At 26.9% G+C, this 20,863-nt stretch carries 16 protein-coding genes and 1 other annotated feature; of the genes, 8 read left to right on the top strand and 8 right to left on the bottom strand.

The window, feature by feature from the left end; genetic code table 11:
- Window positions 1-2: 2 nt before the first annotated feature.
- The 3 genes from T514_RS0107245 (at window position 3) to T514_RS0107235 (ending at window position 4,942) form a co-directional block, all read left to right on the top strand.
- On the top strand, window positions 3-1,541 hold the full coding sequence (locus T514_RS0107245) for a sensor histidine kinase (protein WP_027624172.1): 1,539 nt from the start codon (window positions 3-5) through the stop codon (window positions 1,539-1,541).
- 232 nt (window positions 1,542-1,773) lie between these two features.
- Window positions 1,774-3,999: an ATP-binding protein gene (locus T514_RS0107240; protein ID WP_051541878.1), complete on the top strand. Its 2,226-nt coding sequence runs from the start codon at window positions 1,774-1,776 to the stop codon at window positions 3,997-3,999.
- A gap of 64 nt (window positions 4,000-4,063) precedes the next feature.
- Window positions 4,064-4,942, top strand: coding sequence for a DMT family transporter (locus T514_RS0107235; RefSeq protein ID WP_027624170.1), 879 nt, complete (start codon window positions 4,064-4,066; stop codon window positions 4,940-4,942).
- A gap of 121 nt (window positions 4,943-5,063) precedes the next feature.
- On the opposite strand, the gene T514_RS0107230 is transcribed toward T514_RS0107235, so the two are convergent.
- The 3 genes from T514_RS0107230 to T514_RS0107220 all read right to left on the bottom strand — a co-directional run bounded on the left by T514_RS0107230 (window position 5,064) and on the right by T514_RS0107220 (window position 7,036).
- Complete coding sequence (locus T514_RS0107230) at window positions 5,064-5,432, bottom strand: hypothetical protein (RefSeq protein WP_027624169.1); 369 nt, start codon at window positions 5,430-5,432, stop codon at window positions 5,064-5,066.
- A 100-nt stretch (window positions 5,433-5,532) separates the two neighbouring features.
- Window positions 5,533-6,552, bottom strand: coding sequence for an SH3 domain-containing protein (locus tag T514_RS24100; RefSeq protein ID WP_051541876.1), 1,020 nt, complete (start codon window positions 6,550-6,552; stop codon window positions 5,533-5,535).
- A gap of 238 nt (window positions 6,553-6,790) precedes the next feature.
- Complete coding sequence (locus T514_RS0107220) at window positions 6,791-7,036, bottom strand: AbrB/MazE/SpoVT family DNA-binding domain-containing protein (RefSeq protein ID WP_027624168.1); 246 nt, start codon at window positions 7,034-7,036, stop codon at window positions 6,791-6,793.
- A gap of 312 nt (window positions 7,037-7,348) precedes the next feature.
- Between T514_RS0107220 and T514_RS0107215 the strand changes: the two genes are divergently transcribed.
- Complete coding sequence (locus T514_RS0107215) at window positions 7,349-10,276, top strand: insulinase family protein (RefSeq protein WP_027624167.1); 2,928 nt, start codon at window positions 7,349-7,351, stop codon at window positions 10,274-10,276.
- Window positions 10,277-10,469: 193 nt separating this feature from the next.
- Window positions 10,470-11,399: an alpha/beta hydrolase gene (locus tag T514_RS0107210; protein WP_027624166.1), complete on the top strand. Its 930-nt coding sequence runs from the start codon at window positions 10,470-10,472 to the stop codon at window positions 11,397-11,399.
- A gap of 89 nt (window positions 11,400-11,488) precedes the next feature.
- On the opposite strand, the gene T514_RS0107205 is transcribed toward T514_RS0107210, so the two are convergent.
- Window positions 11,489-12,382: a DUF2156 domain-containing protein gene (locus T514_RS0107205; RefSeq protein ID WP_027624165.1), complete on the bottom strand. Its 894-nt coding sequence runs from the start codon at window positions 12,380-12,382 to the stop codon at window positions 11,489-11,491.
- Between the two features lie 164 nt (window positions 12,383-12,546).
- Window positions 12,547-12,792: a binding site (T-box leader), on the top strand.
- A 129-nt stretch (window positions 12,793-12,921) separates the two neighbouring features.
- Here T514_RS0107205 and T514_RS0107200 point away from each other — a divergent pair.
- Window positions 12,922-13,425 (top strand): tryptophan transporter, encoded by a 504-nt coding sequence (locus T514_RS0107200; protein WP_027624164.1) that lies wholly within the window; start codon window positions 12,922-12,924, stop codon window positions 13,423-13,425.
- 31 nt (window positions 13,426-13,456) lie between these two features.
- On the opposite strand, the gene T514_RS0107195 is transcribed toward T514_RS0107200, so the two are convergent.
- Entirely contained in the window at window positions 13,457-14,101 is a 645-nt protein-coding gene (locus T514_RS0107195; protein ID WP_027624163.1) for a peroxiredoxin, read from the bottom strand.
- A gap of 105 nt (window positions 14,102-14,206) precedes the next feature.
- Window positions 14,207-15,523, bottom strand: coding sequence for a M48 family metallopeptidase (locus tag T514_RS0107190; protein ID WP_027624162.1), 1,317 nt, complete (start codon window positions 15,521-15,523; stop codon window positions 14,207-14,209).
- Between the two features lie 349 nt (window positions 15,524-15,872).
- Here T514_RS0107190 and T514_RS24095 point away from each other — a divergent pair, with 349 nt between their 5' ends.
- Both T514_RS24095 and T514_RS24090 read left to right on the top strand, forming a co-directional pair.
- Window positions 15,873-16,592 (top strand): hypothetical protein, encoded by a 720-nt coding sequence (locus T514_RS24095; protein ID WP_034868390.1) that lies wholly within the window; start codon window positions 15,873-15,875, stop codon window positions 16,590-16,592.
- Between the two features lie 253 nt (window positions 16,593-16,845).
- Entirely contained in the window at window positions 16,846-18,642 is a 1,797-nt protein-coding gene (locus tag T514_RS24090) for a putative bifunctional diguanylate cyclase/phosphodiesterase (protein ID WP_051541874.1), read from the top strand.
- A gap of 213 nt (window positions 18,643-18,855) precedes the next feature.
- Here the strand turns inward: T514_RS24090 and T514_RS0107175 are convergent, their stop codons facing one another.
- Both T514_RS0107175 and T514_RS24085 read right to left on the bottom strand, forming a co-directional pair.
- Window positions 18,856-19,065, bottom strand: a complete 210-nt coding sequence (locus T514_RS0107175; protein WP_027624161.1) for a hypothetical protein — start codon at window positions 19,063-19,065, stop codon at window positions 18,856-18,858.
- Window positions 19,066-19,863: 798 nt separating this feature from the next.
- On the bottom strand, window positions 19,864-20,811 hold the full coding sequence (locus tag T514_RS24085) for a DUF4349 domain-containing protein (protein WP_051541872.1): 948 nt from the start codon (window positions 20,809-20,811) through the stop codon (window positions 19,864-19,866).
- Window positions 20,812-20,863 lie beyond the last annotated feature (52 nt).

Raw genomic sequence — 20,863 nt, 5'->3', positions numbered from 1 at the left:
CTATGAAACTAAGACTTTTTAGATGGTTATGGAGATTTTTCACTAAGCCTTTCAGAGTTATTATAGGTAAAATGAAAAAAATATACTTTAATTTAAAAGAAAGGGTTAATCAAAATATTAGATGGGAACTTATTGTAGTATTTGGTATATGTTTATCCGCAGCCTTTATAGTGTTTACATTTACTAATTCCTATTTTTCGAGGACTAGTACCTATTCTGTAATAAACTATTCTAATAGCATTAGACAGATGTTAGAAAGAGCATCTAATATAGGAAGTCAGTTGGATGCACAAAAAATTAGTATTAATGATAGTAGTAAAATTGAGAACATAGTAAATTCATACAATGAAAGTAGATATAAGATTTTGATAACAGATTTATCAGGTAAGGTTTTATATAAAACTTCAAATGCAGATGAAACACAGGTAGATATACACACTGTAATTAAGAATGCAACTACTTTTAAATATGATTTCTATGAATATAAGGATTATAATCAAAATGGAAAAAATTTAGGTGAATTTATAAGTTTTTATCCTGTTGATTTTAATGACAACAGAGCTTATGTTATAGTTAAAGGAATACCAGAGGGAGAAATACAAACTAGATATAATCAACAAGAAAAATCTTTTTTTGCTCTGTTATTATCTGTAGTGTTTTTTATATTTCTATTTTATTTTATTGCAGGAAGAAAAGTAAGATATATTCAAGATATTGCTATAGGAGTTATGTATATGGCTAAGGGAGAATTAAAATATAGGATTGATAAAAATGGAGAAGATGAGTTAGCACATTTGGCTGACAATATAAATTTTATGGCAGATGAATTAAATAATAAGATAGAAAGAGAAAGAGAATTAGAAAAGACAAAAGGAGAACTTATAACAAATGTTTCTCATGATTTAAGAACTCCACTCACATCTATATTAGGATACTTGAACCTAATAAAGGATAGAAAGTTTGAAAATGAAGAACAGATGATGGAATATATTAATATTGCTTACAATAAATCAGAAAAGCTTAAAGTATTAATTGAAGAACTCTTTGAATATACCAAGCTTTCTGGAGGGGGAATAAAATTAAATGTAAGCGATATAACTTTAAATGGACTTTTGGAGCAACTTATAGAGGAATTTGTACCGATTTTTGAAGAAAATAATACGTTTGTTACAAAAGATATGGTAGCAGATGATATTATTGTTGAAGCTGATGGAGATAAATTGGTAAGAGTTTTTGAAAATCTAATTATGAATGCTATTAGATATAGCTATAAACCTGGAGAAATTAAAATAGGTTTGAATAAAAAAGATGGGTATGGTATTTTCTATATAAAAAATAAAGGAAAAAGTATACCTAAAGAAGACTTAAGCAAACTTTTCGATAGATTTTATAGGGTGGAAAAGTCTAGATCGGAGTCTACTGGAGGAAGTGGATTAGGACTTGCTATTTCTAAAAATATAGTGAAGCTCCATGGCGGAGACATATGGGCAGAATGTGAAGGGGATGAAATAACATTTTATGTAAAGTTAATAAGTAAGTAAAGCTAAAAATCTAAATATAATTTAATGGTATTTTAAAATAAGAAGACTCTCGGAAATGGGAGTCTCTTTTTACGTTTTTATGTAGAAAAAATGAATATGAAAATGTAATCCAATATAGTATTTATTTAGTATAATTATCTATGTATAGTTTTGGAATCAAAATATAAATATTCTTGCAGATAAAAAAAGATTTAATAATTTTATTGTTGTTTGAAAGGGGATTAATAAAATTATGATTTTTTATAATATGGATGAAGGCCTAAATGAAAGGGGGGATATTGATGAAATTTTTAATATTGAAAAAATTTCATTAGAAAATTTTTTTAATGAGTTACTTAAATTATCAATCATAAATTGTGAAGCTGAAAGAGGATGTTTAATAAAAACAAAAAATATAAATTTGGAAAATGAAGTGCGTAATAATGATGAACCTAGGTATTGTGTTAATTTAGATGAAGTAGATAATGTCCCCAAAAGTATCGTATATTATGTAGTTAATACTTTAAATACAGTAGTAGTAAATGATGGAGAAAAAGATTATAGATTTAAAGAGGACAAATATATTAAAGAAAATAGAGTGAAATCTATACTATGCATTCCAATATTAGTTAAAGGAAATTTAAAGTCTATTTTATATTTAGAAAATAATATACGTACGGAGGCTTTTAATTTAGATAAAATAAAAATGATACAACTTTTATGGGCACATGGAGTAGTTTCTATAGAAAATAGCATTATGTATAACAGAGTTAAGGAACTAAATGAACAATTGGAAAAGAAAGTGGAAAAAAGTACGGAAAGTTTAAAAGTGGCCATAGTGAAATTAAAGGAAGAGATATCTCAAAGAAAACAGGTAGAAAAAGCCCTACAAGAAAATGAGGACAGGCTAAGAACCTTAATTAATGCTATGCCTGACTGTGTATGTTTTAAAGATGGTGAAGGCAGATGGGAAGAAGTTAATGATGCTCAGATTAATTTGTTTGAAATAGATAAAGAAAAATATATAGGAAAAAATAATATGGAATTAGGAGAAATTAATCACTTTCATAAAGATACCCTTATTAAGTTAGAAGAGAATGAAAAGGAAATATGGAAAGAAGGAAAAATAAGAAGAGAAGAAGATTTTATACCTCAAAAAGATGGAAAAGTCAAAATATTTGATTCTATAAAGGTACCTCTTTTTCATGAGAATGGAAACAGAAAAGGTTTACTTATAATTTCTAGAGATATTACTAAACATAAACAGTCTGAACTAGCATTATTGGAAAGTGAGAAAAGATACAGACAGTTAATAGAATGCTTACCAGATGGTGTATTTTTAATTTATGAAGATGAGATAATATTTTGTAATAATGCAGGAGCTAATTTGATTGGAAGTAAGAATGAAATAGAGCTTAGAGGTGAAAATATAAAAAAATACCTAATTAATGATTATTATGAAAAGTCTAAGGAGCAATTGACAAAGGATGAGGGGTTTATACCTTTAAGAGAAGAAAAAATAAAGAAAATAGATGGGAAGATAGTAGATGTAGAGGTTATGTCAACTTTTTATCCCTTTGGAGGAGAAAATGTAATATTAAACGTAGTAAGGGATATTACCGAGCGTAAAAAAAATCAGAAACTTAATAAAAAAATAAAAGAAAAAAATAAATTGTTAAAGGAAGCAATGGAATATGATAAATTAAAAACTGATTTTTTTGCAAATATTTCTCATGAAATAAAAACACCTATAAATGTTATATTTAGTGCTCTTCAAATGTGTTGTCTCATTGTAAAGGGTTCTGATGAGGAAAATATTAATAGGTTAAAGAACTATATGAATATGATGAAACAAAATTGCTATAGATTAGTTAGATTAACTAATAATTTAATAGATATAACTAAAATAGACTCTGGTTATTTTAAGCTTCATTATGAAAATGCAGATATAGTAACTGTAGTGGAGAATATTACTATGTCAATTGTTCAGTATGCTAAAATTAAGGGCATAGAAGTAATATTTGATACAGATATAGAGGAAAAAATATTAACTTGTGATGTTGATAAAATAGAACGAGTAATGTTGAATTTACTTTCTAATGCTATAAAGTTTACAGAATCAGGTGGAAGTATTTATGTAACTATAAAAGATAAAAATGAATATATTGAATTATATGTAAGGGATACTGGAATAGGTATACCTAATGAAAAACGAGCTTCTATATTTGAAAGATTTATTCAGGTAGATAAATCACTTTCAAGAAATAATGAAGGAAGTGGTATAGGGCTTTCTTTAGTTAAAGCTTTAGTAGAAATGCATGGTGGAAAGATATATTTAAATAGTGAATATGGAAAGGGAAGTGAATTTGTTATAAAGCTTCCTGCTAAGTTACATCCAGATAAGGAAAGTAAGAAATGTTTACATCAACATAGCAATGTAGAAAAAATAAGAATAGAATTTTCAGATATATATTTATGATTAACTCATATATTAATATTATATATTGTGAACATAGCAATCAATCCAGGAGGAGAGTTTATTTTTGAATCATTGGAGTAAAAGTAAAAAAGCAGTATTTTATATGATTTTATCATCCTTTTGTTTTGCTATAATGGCAGCTCTAGTAAAATTATCAGGGGAAGTTCAGACATTTGAAAAAGTTTTTTTAAGGGATTTTGTAAATGTAACTATAACTGTAATGATTATAAAAAAAAATAAAGAAAAAATTTGGGGAAGTAAGAAAAATAGAAAGTACTTAATGTTAAGAGGTGTGTTTGGAGCTTTAGGGGCTATATGCTATTTTTATTGTATAGACAACACTACGATTTTAGCTGATTCTTCTATGTTAAATAAGATGCATCCTTTTTTTGTAATAATTTTTGCTGCATGTTTTTTAAAGGAGAAATTAACAGGAACACAGGTGGTTACATTAATACTATCTTTTTTAGGTGCACTATGCATAATTAAACCCAAATTTGATGTAAGTGTATTGCCAGCTATAGTAGGGATTTTGTCTGCTGCATTTGCTGGGGCTGCCTATACTCTAGTTAGATATTTAGGAGATAAGGAAAATTCTTATACTGTAGTATTTTATTTTTCATTTATATCATCATGTATTTCATTACCTTTTGTCATTTTTAATTTTCAACCTTTAGCAATAGAGCAATTATCATTGCTAGTAGCGTCAGGATGTCTTGCAGCTATGGCTCAATTTTCGTTAACTGTATCTTATAAATATGCAGAAGCATCTAAGGTGTCTATATATAACTATACAAATGTAATTTTTTCTCAAATGATCGCATTTGTATTGTGGAGAGAGATTCCGGATTATTTAAGTATTTTAGGTTATATGCTAATAATAGCACCTTCTGTATGGATGTTTTTAAAATGTGAAAAGCAGGATAAAGGGTTAAGTGTATAGAGAGGATATTGTTAAAAAGATTGCAAAGCAACTTTTTAGAGTACAGAGCGCAGATGACAGAGTACAGAATCTGTTATCTGCGTTCTGATATCTGTACTCTAAAAAAGTGCGGTGCACTTTTTTATTTACAATTGTTATTGCATTTTGAGCAGCCACTGCCACAAGAGGAATTATCTCTATGAGTATTATTGCAAGGAAAGCTACCATCTCTAGGTAATGCTTTTGCTGCAAAGCCATTGTTTTTATATATCAATTGAATTTCACTAATATTATTTAGTAAATTTTCATCATAGATTATATTAAGATCATCAATCTTATCTATAATATTACTTTCATTCATATTATCTAATAATATGGATACTTTAGGAGATTTGCAGCAGCCAGGAGAGTATGAGAATTTCACACAGTCATATTCTTTATGAGTATCTAATAACTCAGTAATTTTATTATAAGCTGTTTCAGATATTTTTATTTTTAATTTGTTTTCCAATATATCACCCCATAATTGTTATAGTTAATATTTATATTACCACAAAAATTCATTGATTAGTCTATAAGAAATTATAAAATCTCAAATCTCAATTTTAAATTTACAATGCTTTTACAAATTGGGAAGAAAGGTATCCTGTTAATCCTTTATAATTTACTTTATGCCATCCATTAGTAGTTCCTAATATTTCGATTTTGGTATTATTAGGTATAGAATTAATAATCTTACCTTTTTCAGAAGGTGAATTTCTAAGATTCAATCCTGAATTTTTACTACGTAAAACTACTAAGCCATATTTTTTATTTGAAGTAGTGTTAGGTGTATTATTAGATGGTTTTGTAGGAGCTGGTCCTTTATTAGTGAGCGTTACATATTCACTATTTACATAACCAGTAGTAGAATTAAATTTTATTTTATACCAATCTGCTACTTTGGAGAGGATTGAGAATGTATCTCCTTTTTTTAAAGTTCCACATATTTTAGAGCTAGTTGAAGGGTTTAGTCTTATATTTAAAGTAGATCCATTACTTATTTTAGGTATACCATATTTGTATTTTTCAGTTATAGAAGAAGCTTGTTCAGGTGATTCGTTAGAAGTATTTTTATCAGCTTCATCTAGGTATATATAACCCTTAAGATATAAGTTTCCTCTTTGTTTCATACTTTCCTTAGAGAGATTTTTTAATTTTTGATCGTAGTCTCCTCTTACAGAAAAATTACCTTCATTAAAATAAACAGTATCATTTTCTACTTTTTCAACAAAGGCTACATGACCATATCCTAAATTTCCACCAGACCAAACAACTATAGAATTAGCTTTTGGTTCCTCTCCATAAGGGAAAACGTTTTTATTAACGTTATCGTACCACCATTCTACTGCATTACCATAAAAGGCATTAGGCAATTTAACATTTAACTTTTCTAAAGCTCTGCCATAAGTAAACCAAGTACATTGTCCTTTATAACCATAAACGGTAAATATATTATTTTTATTATAGGCATCGTTAAGGGTATTTGGTAGTAAGTTATCGGTATAGGCTTTTACTGAAATAGTAATAGGATTACATATAATTGAAGCGGTAATACAGGAAACAATAATCAAGTTTTTTAATTTGTTCATTTCGTCAAACCTCCAATGTAAAAAAGTTGCGACGCAATCTTTTTATAATACTATTTTTATTCTCTAAATTTATCGTAAAAAAATTGAAATGATTAACATTTTATTTTAAAAAATTTTAATTATTTTATAAATTAATGGATTTATCTTTTCAGATTGAGTTTAATTAAAAGGAATAAATAAAAAAAGATACATGGGGGGCATGTATCTTTTTTTATAAGAGTAAGAGGGAAAGATGAAATTATCTTTCTGACTTTAGCTCTTCAAGGCAACTTTTACAAATGTTTTTACCTTTATAGTTTACTACATCTTTTGCATTTCCACAGAAGATGCATGATGGATTGTATTTTTTAAGTATAATATGTTCTCCATCTACAAAAATTTCTAAAGAATCCTTTATTTCGATATCAAGTGTTCTTCTTAACTCTATTGGAATAACTATTCTTCCAAGCTCATCTACTCTTCTTACAATACCAGTTGATTTCATATTAAAAACTCTCCTTTTTAAACAATATTCGACTTTATTTAATTAAATAATAGCAATAATAACATAAAAAGTCAATATATTTTTTTCTGTAATTTAAATAAATTTAATAAAATTTTTATTTAAATGCAACTTATACAAAATATAGACATTTATTATAGTTTTTAAAATAAATATAAAAAAACTTTCATATTTATGGCATAATATAAATATAATAAAAAATGTTTTTTTATTAATATATTACTAATACTATAGTTTATAAGATATTAGAGGTATTAAATGAATGTTTAAATTAAAATTGGAGGAGGTAAAAAAATGAGTTTAGAAATAGGAAAAGTTTATAGTGGATTTAAACTATTAAGCGAAGACGAGTTAAAAGAAATTAATTCAAAAGCATTAATGTTTCAGCACGAAGAAACTGGAGCTAAACTATTAAAATTAGAAAATAAGGATGATAATAAGGTGTTTTCTATAGCCTTTAGAACTCCGCCAAAGGATAGTACAGGAGTTGCGCATATATTAGAGCATTCTGTATTATGTGGATCAAGAAAGTTTCCAACAAAGGAACCTTTTGTAGAACTTATAAAGGGATCTTTAAATACTTTTTTAAATGCTATGACTTTTGGGGATAAAACAATGTATCCTGTAGCTAGTAGAAATAAAAAAGACTTTTTCAATCTTATGGATGTTTATTTAGATGCCGTGCTTTATCCTAATATATATAAGCATCCTGAAATATTCATGCAAGAAGGATGGCATTATGAATTAGATGATAAAGAAAGTGATATACAATATAAAGGTGTAGTTTACAATGAAATGAAAGGAGCATATTCTTCTCCTGAATCTATTTTAATGAGAAAAATATCAGAATCACTATTTCCAGATACTACATATGGAGTGGAATCTGGTGGAGATCCAGAGGTTATACCTGAACTTAGTTACGAAGAATTTATAGATTTTCATAAAAGATATTATCATCCATCTAATAGTTATATATTCTTATATGGTGATGGAGATGTTTTAGAAGAATTGAAGTTTATACAGGATAATTATTTAAAGGATTTTAAAATGCTTAATATTGATTCAAAAATAAGAATACAGCCTACTTTCTCTAGTATGAGAGAAGCTGTAGTAGATTATCCTATATCACCAAATGAAAAAGAAGAGGATAAGACTTTCCTTAGCCTAAATTTTACTGTAGGAAAATCTACAGATAAGGAATTATATCTTGCCTTTGATATATTAGAGCATTTACTTCTTGAAACACCAGCAGCTCCACTTAAAAAAGCTCTTATTGGAGCTAATATAGGAAAAGATGTATTTGGAAGCTTTGATAACAGCATTTTACAACCTACATTTAGTATAGTAGTAAAGGGTTCTAATGAAGATAAAAAAGATGAATTTAAGTCAGTTATACTTAATACACTAAAGGATTTAGTGAAAAATGGCATAGATAAAAAACTTATAGAATCCTCTATAAATATAAAGGAATTTGCTTTAAGAGAAGCTGATTTTGGAGGATATCCTACAGGACTAATATATGGTATAAAGTGTATGGATAGTTGGCTATACGATGAAAATCCGCTTATACATCTTAACTATGAGCCACAACTTGAAAAAGTAAAAGAAGCTTTAAAATCTAATTACTTTGAAAAGTTGATAGAAAAATATATTTTAAATAACAGTCATAGTTCTCTACTCATGGTGAAACCTAAAAAAGGACTGGGAGAAGAAAAGGAGAGAGAGCTAAAAGAAAAGCTAAAAGAATATAAAGAAAAGCTTTCACCAGAAGAATTAAATAAGATAATAGATGAAACTAAAAAATTAAAGGAAAGACAAATGTCTTCTGATTCACCAGAGGATCTAAAGAAAATACCACTACTATCCATAGAAGATATAGATAGAAAAACAGAAGAGTTACCTTTAGAGATTATAGATGAATCAGGTATAAAGGTTCTTAAGCATAATTTATTCACAAATAAAATTGCATATGTGAATCTATATTTTAATACTACAGTGGTGCCTCAGGAGCTAATACCTTATGTAGGGCTTTTATCTAGTGTATTAGGAAAGGTTAGTACTGAAAAATACAGTTATGAAGAATTGTCTAATGAAGTAAATATACACACTGGAGGAATATATTATTCTGCAACAGCTTATTCAGATAGTAAAAATCCAGATCAATTTATACCTATGATGAAAGTAAAGTCTAAGGCTTTAATAGGAAAGCTTCCTGAAATGTTTGAACTTTTAGGAGAAGAGATAAGTGGAAGTAAATTTGATGATTATAAGCGTATAAATGAAATAATTTCGGAGCTTAAATCTAGAATGGAAATGACTATATTTGATAGAGGGCATATGGTTACTGCTGCAAGATTGGCATCATACTTCTCACCTGTAGCAAATTACTTAGAGGGTGTAACAGGATTAACATTCTATCATTTTATAATGGAATTAGAAAATAACTTCCAAAGCAAGAAGGAAGATATAGTAAATAAGTTAAAAGAAGTTTCAAAGCTTATATTTAATAAAGAAAATCTTATTGTAAGTGTAGCACTACAAGAAGATGAATATAAATATTTCAAGGATAATTTTTCAGTACTATATAATAAGCTTGGTAGTAGAGACTTACAGTATTTTGAATACTATTTCAATTTAAATCCAGAAAATGAGGGATTAATGACATCAGGTAAAGTACAATTTAATGCAAAAGGATATAACTATAAAAAATTAGGATATGAATATACAGGAGCTATGCAGGTACTTAAGACTATCATAAGCTATGACTATCTATGGAATAATGTAAGAGTACAGGGCGGAGCATACGGCTGTTTTGGCGGCTTTAATAGAAATGGTAACATGTATTTTGTATCTTATAGAGATCCAAACTTAAAGGATACTCTTAAAGTTTATGATGGAGCAGTTAAGTATATAGAATCTTTTGATACTGATGAACGTGAAATGACAAAATATATAATAGGAACTATAAGTGATATAGATTCACCTCTTTCTCCATCTATGAAGGCAGACAAAGCTGCAGCTAACTATTTTAGTAATATAACTATAGAAGATTTACGAAAAGAAAGAGAAGAAATAATAGACTCTAAAATAGTTTCTATTAGAAATTTAGCTAATATAGTTGATAGTTGTATGAAGGAACAATATATATGTGTTTTAGGTGGTGAAGAAAGAATAAAAGAGAATAAAGAATTGTTTAATAAGTTAGTAAATGTATTTGAATAAGTTATTTAATTAATATTCAACTGTAAACAGTGGAAATAGAGAAGCAGAGATTCTTTAAGCATAATGCAAAGAAGAATTTCTATCTCAATTTTCACTGTTTTATTTTTAATGTTAACTTTATAACATAAAAAAAGGCAAGTTTTATTTGTGATAGAATATGAATATATTAGAAGTTAAATGGGGGGATAAAATTATGAAGACTAGTCACTTTTCTTTTAATGATAGTGAGGGCATAAAAATTTATGTTACAAAATGGCTTCCAGAAGAACAACCTAAAGCAGTGGTACAAATAGCTCATGGTATGGCAGAGAGAAGAGGAAGATATAAAAGGTTTGGAGAAGTTTTAACAAGAAATGGATTTGCTGTGTATATAAATGATCATAGAGGTCATGGAGAAACAGCAGGAAACTTGGAAAACTTAGGTTATATAGGAGAAGGGGATGGCTTCAAGTGTATGGTTGAAGATATGAAAGAATTAAACAATGTTATTAAAGAGGATTATACAGAAATCCCTGTATTCCTATTTGGTCACAGCATGGGCTCTTTTCTATCTCAAAAATATATATCACTTTATGGAAATGAATTAAAAGGGGTTATTCTTTCTGGAACTAATGGAAAAGCAGGAACTATATTAAATTTAGGTATTTTAATAGCTAATATTGAAATGAAAAAGCATGGAAGTAAGGCTAAAAGTGAAAGATTAAATAAGTTATCCTTTGGTAATTATAATAAAGCATTTAAACCAAATAGAACAGAATTTGATTGGTTAAGTAGCGATGATAAAGAAGTAGATAAATATATAGAAGATGAATACTGTGGTACAGTGTTTACAACTTCATTTTATTATTATTTCTTGAAAGGCTTAAAAGACATACACACAAATGAAGTGATAAATAATATAAATAAAAGTTTACCTATTTATATTTTTGGTGGGTCCAAAGACCCTGTGGGCAATAATGGAAAAGGCATTGTAAATTTATATAATATGTATAAAAGAAACGGGATAAGAAATGTGAAATATAAAGTGTATGAAAATGGTAGACATGAAATGCTAAATGAAGTCAATAGAACAGATGTTATGGAAGATATTGTGAAATGGTTAAATGAACAGCTTTTACTATAGAATTTAACATTATAGAGCACAGAGTATAGACAAAGAGCACAGATTGCTAAGTAATTTTTTTATCTGTGCTTTTATTATCTATAAAAAAGTTATTTAACATTTTTTACAGAGTATTTCATCTCAAGTTTTATAGGATTATAATTAAGTTTTGCATTTCTTAATCCTTCTATACCTAAATCTTGTTCTCTATTTATATATGTTACATCATTTAGAAATTCTTCTACAAAAGTTTTGTTAATATAAGCGTAAAGTCCTCTTATATCAGAATCAGCTTTTTCAATATGAATTATGGCCATATCGGTATTTACTTTTTCTCCTATAGTGAAGGCAGATATTTTATCATTTACATATACAGCCATTCCAATAAAGTCTAATTTGTTCATGTTTTTAAGTAAATCTTGAATTCCATATAGTTCGTAAAGTATATAACCTTTGCAGTCATTTTTACGGCACCATTCCTTAGAGGCTTTTATACAATCTTCTATAATATCTTCTGTTAGAGGTACCCATCTATGATCAAATTTTTTCTTGAATGCATTATAGTGATTTTTCTTTCCGTGAAATTTTCTGCCAGAAAGATTTAATAAGTCATCCTTTAAGTATATATAGTCTGCATTATCCCTATCCTCTTCTATTATCAATGAATCTTTATAGAGCTCTTTAAGATCCCGTATAAAAGGTTCTTCTGCATCTTTAAACAAATAATCTAAATTATTTTCTTCTTTATATTTTATAAGTTCATCTACAATTTCCTTTAAATTTTCTTTTTTATAACCTATTGGTTGCATAAAATGAGATGAATGATCAAAATCTATTTTTTTTATTATTAACGTATCATTTAAAATAGCATATTCTATATTACATCCTTTTTTCCATAAATATAAATTTGTAAAGGAATATTCACAAGTAGAAAAAGTATATGGATTTAAAAAACTATTAAATAAGTCTTTATTTTCTATTGAGATAGGTTTAAAATTTAACATAACAACACTCCTTGTTAGCGTGTAATTGATATTAGTTAATAATATATATTTATTATAGTACAAGAAATGAAAAAGTGCAAAGAGGAAAAATATCGAAGCATATTTAAAAGCATATTGACAGGTACTATTTTAAATGATAACATAAAAATATAAATTTAAATAAAAGAAATTCAGTGATAAGGAAGAGTAATTAAAGCTGATTATTTAAAGAGAGCTGAGGATGGTGGAATCTTAGCAATATAGGTTTTAACGAATGGACCTTATAGAAGTAAACCGAAATCTTTTAAAGAAAGTAGTATTTACCGGAAGCCTACCGTTAAAAAGGACAGGATATGTATGTATCCCAGTAATGAGATATGCATTTTTGCATAATTTAGGTGGTACCGCGAAATAATACCTTCGCCCTATATTTAGGGTCGAAGGTTTTTTATTTGTCAAAAAATAATTTAATGAAAGGGGGAGTGGTTATGTTATGAAGTGAAGCAGTTTTGTTAGAGTATTTTATTAAAAATATAAAATTAGAAGGGAAGTTATTTAATATGAAATTAAAGAATTTTGTTATGTCCTCATTATTTTTAGCTATAGGATTCATACTTCATCAAATCACTCCGCCATTATTGTTTGGAATGAAACCAGATTTTTTGCTTATAATGATGTTTATTGCTATATTTTTAGTTGGTGATTATAAACTTACTATTATAGTAGGTATAGTATCAGGGATTTTAACAGCAGCAGCTACTACTTTTCCAGGTGGACAAATACCTAACTTAATAGATAAAATTATAACTTGTCAAATAGTGTTTGTATTATTTAAGGTATTTAAGAATAAGATGAATAATAATATTACAATTATATTGGTATCTATTATAGGAACATTTATAAGTGGAATGGTATTTTTAACTTCAGCATTCTTAATAGTTGGACTACCAGTTTCATTTGAATCATTAGTTTTAACTGTAGTTTTACCAGCTACATTAATTAATGCAACTGTATCATTCTTTCTATTTAAAATTGTAACTACTGCTTTAAGATATTCCATGTGAAATCAAATAAAAAAAGTGCATTGCACTTTTTTTATTCTTCATCTATGTTTTTATATACAAACCAATCTGATAGTGAATAGATTCCTTTTTCTTTATCTTTTTTTGGATCTAAAGGTTCTGTTGGATGAAATAGAACTCTATCACCTATGACTTCATTATGAGGCCAATTTGCAGGTGAAAAAACTTTTTTTATTGATGCCATTTTAAGTACTGTTACAGTTCTTAAAATTTCATCTATGTTTCGTCCTATTTCCTTTGGATATTCAAAAGTAGCTCTTACGTTTCCTTTGTGGTCTACTATTATTACAGCTCTTACTGTATCTGTATCTCCAGCATTAGGATGAATTAAGCCTAAAGTAGATGATATTTTTTTATCTTCATCACCTATAACAGGAAATTGAATTCCAATATGAATATTTTCTTTTATCCATTTAATCCATTCATGATGAGATTCTACACTATCAACACTTAATCCTATAAGTTCAACACCTAGTTCTTTAAATTTTTTATATTTCTTTTGAAAGGAAACAAATTCAGTAGTACATACAGGTGTAAAATCTCCAGGATGACTAAAAAGAACGAACCATTGTCCTTTATAGTCATCAGGTAGATGTATAGTTCCTTTAGTAGTTTCTACTGTTAGATTTGGAAAGTGATCTTTAATTAATAATTTCATAAATTACCCTCCTTCGATTAAATAAAGAAATTATATCTAATTGGTGTAAATTTAATTATATACCATTAAATAGTGTACAACAAATATTATGAAAGGGGGGTTAAACTATTTTTTAATATATTTATTGTATTTTAGTGGCTTATTTTCAATCCAAGGCATATATTTAGAGGCAAATTCTATTCTTTCATAATATGAAGGATGAGTATAATACCAAATTTCGTATATTTTGCTTGGATGAGGTAAAACCAAACTATTTTCATGAAGCTTTATAGTAGAGGTTATAGCTGAATAATTATTTTGTGTCAATTCTAATTCAAAAGTATCTGCATCTCTTTCTAGAGATCTAGAGTAAGTATTCATCACTGGGTTCCCTAAAAACATAAAGACATTCATAAGAAGTACAATAAGAGGGAGAGCAGCAATATCATATAAATTTCTAAAGCCTAATATTTTTCCGAAGTTTTTTATTATCCATAATCCACTTTTATTTACTAAATATAAAATTAATATAGTAAAGATTCCACCTAATATTATGGATTTCCAAACATGACCCATAACATAATGGCCAATTTCATGAGCAGTAACTGCTAGTGTTTCTTTTTCAGCTAAGTTATTTATGGTAGTATCCCATAGTACTATTCTTTTAGATGAAAATACTCCTGTCATATATGCATTCATTTCTTTAGTATCTACACTTTTATTTACTTGATAAACTTTACTGTCTTTTAGTCCAACTTTGTCTAATTGATTATATATTTTTTTTTCCAAACCTTTATTCTCTAAACTAGTATATTTATTAAATATTGGATCTATATACATAGGGGATATAAATGTAGTAAATAGGAGTATTGGTATAGATAAAAGACCTAAATAAAGCCACCATCTTTTAGGGCTGGATTTTATTATAAAATATGGAATCCATAAAAAAGCTGCACCAACTAAAGTAGATAAAGAGAAACTTTTTAAATAATCACTAAGCCATTTCGCAAAAGTTTGATTAGATAAACCAAAATTATGTTTATTAATAAACCTACTATAATAGTCTAAAGGTAAAGTTATTAAACAGTTTATTATTGTAAACAGTATAAAGTAAAATGCTATTTGCAATATGAAACTTTTAGTTGTATTTTCTACAAAAGATTTTAATTTTAAAGAAAGTCCTGTTGTTAAAAATAAAACAGGAATAGCAAAGGTCAAAAATAAATTTAATGACCATATATTTAAATTAACTTTTTTATAACTTATAGCTTTATCAGATATCTTTGGTAAAGTTACAATAGTATGATTTTGTAGGGATATAGTTTGTGATGGATTGGATTTTAGATTTTCCATATTTTTATATTCAGCAAACCTTACATAAAAAATAAAAATAAATATAAATATAAAAAATACTGTTATAGTGGTATATAAGGATTTTTTCAAAAATATCGCTCCTTTCGAAAATTATATATATTTAAATATAGTATATTATTAAAGTGGAAATGATATTAGTATTAATAATAAATAAAAGGCAAATAGTTAATATGTTTTTTTAACCATTTACCTTTTATTCATGTTTGAGGAGATCCTAAGCCTTACTAATAATTTTAATATATTTATAAAATATTGTATAGTAAAATTTACTGATAATTCATTATTTAATTAATAGAGTTTATTATTGGAGTATAGGTAAATAAATTATTTAGTTATAAAGGAATTTTATTAATGAATGTCGAAAACTAATAATATAGATAATATAAAGAATAAAAAAATATTGTCTTGAGGTGATAATATGTATATTGATTTAGATTATAATGAAGTACAAAGTATACAAAATTTAATTAATAATAGGATCAATGAATTAAGGATAGATATAGATGGAGATACAGAAAATGAAGATGAATTTAAAGAAATAATTAGATCTTATAAAAAGTTATTAAAGAAAATGGAGAGTTTTAAAAATGAAGAAAATAATATTTTAGTAAAGGACATTGAACAGGTTTCTCATAATGAAAATTTAAGAGAAAAAATTAATAAAGAGGTTTGGAAGAGGGTAAGAAGTGCAGAAAAAGGAGATAAAACCTTTGAAGACATTCTCCCATCTGGATTTGAAAATATTTTAAAAGTATACGTTTATAATAATAAGGAAAAGATTTCTAAAGATATCAAGGGATTTATGCAGAATGATAAAGTAAATAATAAAATAAAAGATGAAATTAATAAATTTATTAATAGTTCTAATCCTATGATTAGTAAATTTATTAATGGAGAAAATATTTCTAATAAAATAATTGGACGAATTAATAATTATTTTGATGATAGTGCAAATATGATGGAAGTTATTATAAATATAAATAGTATTATTGATAAACTCAAAAGTAAAAAGGTTGCCGATTTCTTAATGTATGTTCCATATGAAGGCAAGAAGTCACTATGTAATTTTATTGCAGATAATATAATTCATTTTTTAGACAATAAGGAAATTTATAAAGAAATATGTTTTCATAAATAAAGGTTGTAGCAATATATATAGCTGAGATTTTGATTATTTGCTAATTGTAATTTATAGAAAAGGAAGTATAACTTCCTTTTTTTATGTGTAAAATTCATTAGTAAATTAATAAAAGTTTTATATATAAAATCTATATTATGGAAGATAAATGTGGTAATATATTGATATATGGGCATAGTAGTTACTATACTTATTTTAATAAAATGTAATTGGGTTAAAACGGTCATTACTTCAATTAAGTAGGTGATATATAATGCAAAATCCTATAAGAATGAAATATGACAGACTTACGAGCATATATGAAGAATTATCTACAACAGAAGAAGAACTTAGAAATCAATATAAAGAACTTAAAAGAAACCAAGAGGCATTAAGAATAAGTGAGGAAAGATATAGATTAGCAGTAGAAGGAGCAAATGATGCACTTTGGGATTGGGATTTTCTAAATAATGAATTTTTTATTTCAGAAAAGTGGAAAAATGAAATAAGTAATAAAGATATAAATGATAATCTAAGTATAATAGGAAAATTAACTAGGCTTATTTATCCCCAAGATTTAGATAAAGCGTTTGGCACGTTAAAGGATTACTTAAGAGGAAAAACCCCTTATCTTATGTGTGAATACAGGATAAAATTTAAAAATGAAGAATACAAATGGGTATTAACCAGAGGAAAAATATTGAGAGATAAGGATGGAAGGCCTATACGTATGGCAGGTTCTCTATCAGATATAACAGATAGAAAGTTGTATGAAGAAAAAATAAAACAACTAGCTTATTATGATAGGCTTACAGGATTACCTAACTTTCATTTTCTAAAAGAAAGAATTAAAGAACAGATTAATAAAGGAACAGAAGAGACTAAATTTGCACTTATGTTAATAGATTTAGATAATTTCAGAAATATAAATGATACCTTAGGGCATGAATTTGGGGATAAAGTTTTGATTGCTATAGGTAATGAACTAAAAGGTATTTTAGGTAATGAAGATATCATATGTAAAATGAGTGAAGATGAATTTTTAATATTTAAGAATTCAATTAAACACAAATGTGATATGGTTGCTGTAGCTGAAAGAATATTAAAACAGTTTCAAAGTCCTATTATGGTTGAAGGGCATGAAGTCTATACTACAGCAAGTATAGGAATAGATGCATATCCAAATGACGGAAGTGATTCATCTACGTTGTTAAAAAATGTAGATAGCGCTATGTACATAGCTAAGCAAAGAGGGAAAAATAGATATGAATTTTTTCATAAGTCTATATATAATAATATTTTAGAAAGAACAAAATTGGAGAGGGATTTAAGAAGAGCTATAGAGAATAATGAATTTCTATTATATTATCAGCCTCAGATGAGTTTATCTACCAGGGAGATTATAGGAGTTGAAGCGCTTATAAGATGGAAGCATTCTCAAAGAGGTATAGTATCCCCTGCTGAATTTATTCCACTAGCAGAAAGTACTGGACTGATAGTTCCTTTAGGAAAATGGGTGCTGGAAACTGCTTGTAGGCAGAATAAATTGTGGCAAAAAATGGGGTATAAAAATATTAACATATCTGTAAACGTATCTGCTCTTCAGATACAACAAGGGAATTTTATAAATATGGTTAAGAATATTTTAAGTGAAGTAGATATGGAGCCCAAATTCCTAGATATAGAAATTACAGAGAGTACTTTGATGCAATCAATTGATTCCGTTGTAAAAAAGTTACAGTATTTAAGAGAAATGGGGATAAGGATATCTCTAGACGATTTTGGAACAGGATATTCATCATTAAATTATTTAAAAAAGCTGCCTATAAATACACTGAAAATAGATAAAGTTTTCGTAGATGATATTAGAGATGAATCAATAGATGAAGCTATAACAGGTGAAATAATTCAACTAGCACATAAAATGAGGATAGATGTAGTAGCGGAGGGAGTAGAACTAGAAAAACAGGTTGAATTTTTAAAAATGCAAGAATGTGATAAAATACAGGGCTATGTTTTAAGTAGACCGTTGCCAAATAAAGAAATAGAAATGTATTTTAAAAAATTGTGACCAATTTTTCTTAGAGTACAGAGTATAGATCACAGAGTACAGATAAGGAGAAATTTTCTCCATTGACATTACGAAAAATTTTTAATAAAAGTCTAGCTTACCTTAAAGTTAAGCTAAACTCCACTAAGAGGCTTTTCTTTATAGAAAAGCCTCTTAGTATATATGTTATCTTTGCTCTGTAATCTGTGCTCTAAAAAATTACGTAGTAATTTTTTATGGTAATCTTAAATTTTCTAATAATATGTTTTCGTGATCAAATATTTGAAGAATTTTATTTTCTTCATCTACTTTTGCTATATTGAAGCTTTGATGAAAAGCATCATCCATGGATTTGTAAAACTTTATACTATAGTCATCTTCTTTTTCTATATGAGATATAGGATAACCAAATGCTTCTACTAAAACCTTATATTCATTTTTCATACTAAATCACCTCGCTTTATTACAAGAAAAAATCAAGTAATATTATATAATTTTTTAAAAGAAAAGTACAGAATAATACTCAATAACATGTTGACAAAATAATCAGAATATTGTATTATAGAAATAACAAAACAATTAATTATCAAAAAACTCAAGAAGATTAATTAAATTATAAATAAGTGTAAGGAGGTTAATTAAAAATCAATATAATCTTATCTTATTTATAAAATATACTATGGATAGGGGTGATTCCACCAAAATATTAACATAGACCATATAAAAACACTAATAGTTATAGGTATCCTCCAAGGAAAAGTAATGGATGGTACCCGTAGATTCTAATTCTTTACTATATATCCCTTAATAATTAAATATGAGCCTTTACTCTTATTTAGACTAAAGAGTTTATGTGTTATAAGGTTATAGTAATTAAGTTAGAATTTTAGTATTACAAGGTAAATTTTTATTAAAGTTTAAATTGTTCTATTAGTGCGAAGGGCAGAAAGGAAGGGTGAAATTCAAATAATTAGTGAAGAATTTATGCAAGAATTAGAGTCTACTTTATAGCTGATTTGTATATTTAAGGGAGTATACAAATCAGCTGTTATTTTTTTGAGGGTGTCTAAGAATTCTTGTTTTTAAACGCTAAAAAACGGAAGAGCTCTCTTCCGTTTTCTATAAAGGGGGAGGTCGTGTAAAATAATGTACAATTGCATTATCGACTGTATAATTATTATATAATTTAATTATTAACATTAAATTATGAATATATTAATAATTGATAAACATTTACAAATATTAATTATTTTTATTTCTTTTGAATGGGTTTTTTACTTGTATATGTTTCTTTCTCAATATATATTTAGTTATAAATGTAATGGGTACTATTATAATTAAATAAGGTATAAGGCTAACGACAGTTATTAATAACCATTTTAGTATTGAGATAATATTTTCTATAGAGTCTTTAAAACTTTTATAAATTTTATCATTTAGGGAAACAGGATTAGCCTTTTGAAATTTTTCAACTTCTTGTAATTTGATATTTATGGTGGAATATTGAATTAGGCTATCAAATTTTTTTAAACTACCAGTTAGGTTTTCTACTTCATATCGTACTCTCGTTAATTCTTTTTCTATTTCTAATATATCCTTTAATTCCCCAGACTTTTTTAAAAGTTCTAGTAATCTATCCTCTTGAATTTTAAGAGCTTTTAAATGAGCTTCGTTATCAAAATACTGATCTGTAATGTCTTCTCCAGTTAAGCTTTTATTTAGAACATTTCCTAGGGTTCCAACAGAGGACATAAACTCTTCTAATTTTTTTTCAGGAATCCTTAAAGTTAATGATGCGGTTCTATTTTCACTACTGTTCTCATCTTCAATTTTATTACCATTTATATTAGAACTTTCTACATATCCGCCAATAGAATTAACTTTTGATATTATTTCTTTAATAGTTTTATCAAAATCTAGGGCTTGAAGTTGAATACTTCCTCTTTGAATAATTTTTCTTCCAGAAGGGTTACTTGTATTTTTTGTTTCTTCTTTTTTTTCACTTTGTTTTTGAGAAGATTCCTTGCTTCCTATGTTTAGATTGGTATTGGATTTTTCTACAATAGCAGAGCCTCTTTTTATATTAGGAACAGAGTTGGGAGATAATTTAGATTCTTTACTTCCGCAACTAGCAAACAATAAGCTGCAAATAATTAAAGCTAAAAAAATATAGCTAAAATACTTTTTCATAAATTCACCTTCTTAATAATCAATATTATAAGTTTATACGATAATTATATGG

It is taken from the genome of Clostridium lundense DSM 17049 (assembly GCF_000619945.1).
In the GTDB taxonomy this organism is placed as follows: Bacteria; Bacillota; Clostridia; order Clostridiales; family Clostridiaceae; genus Clostridium_AO; species Clostridium_AO lundense.
This window is presented reverse-complemented; position numbering and strand designations above follow the sequence as displayed.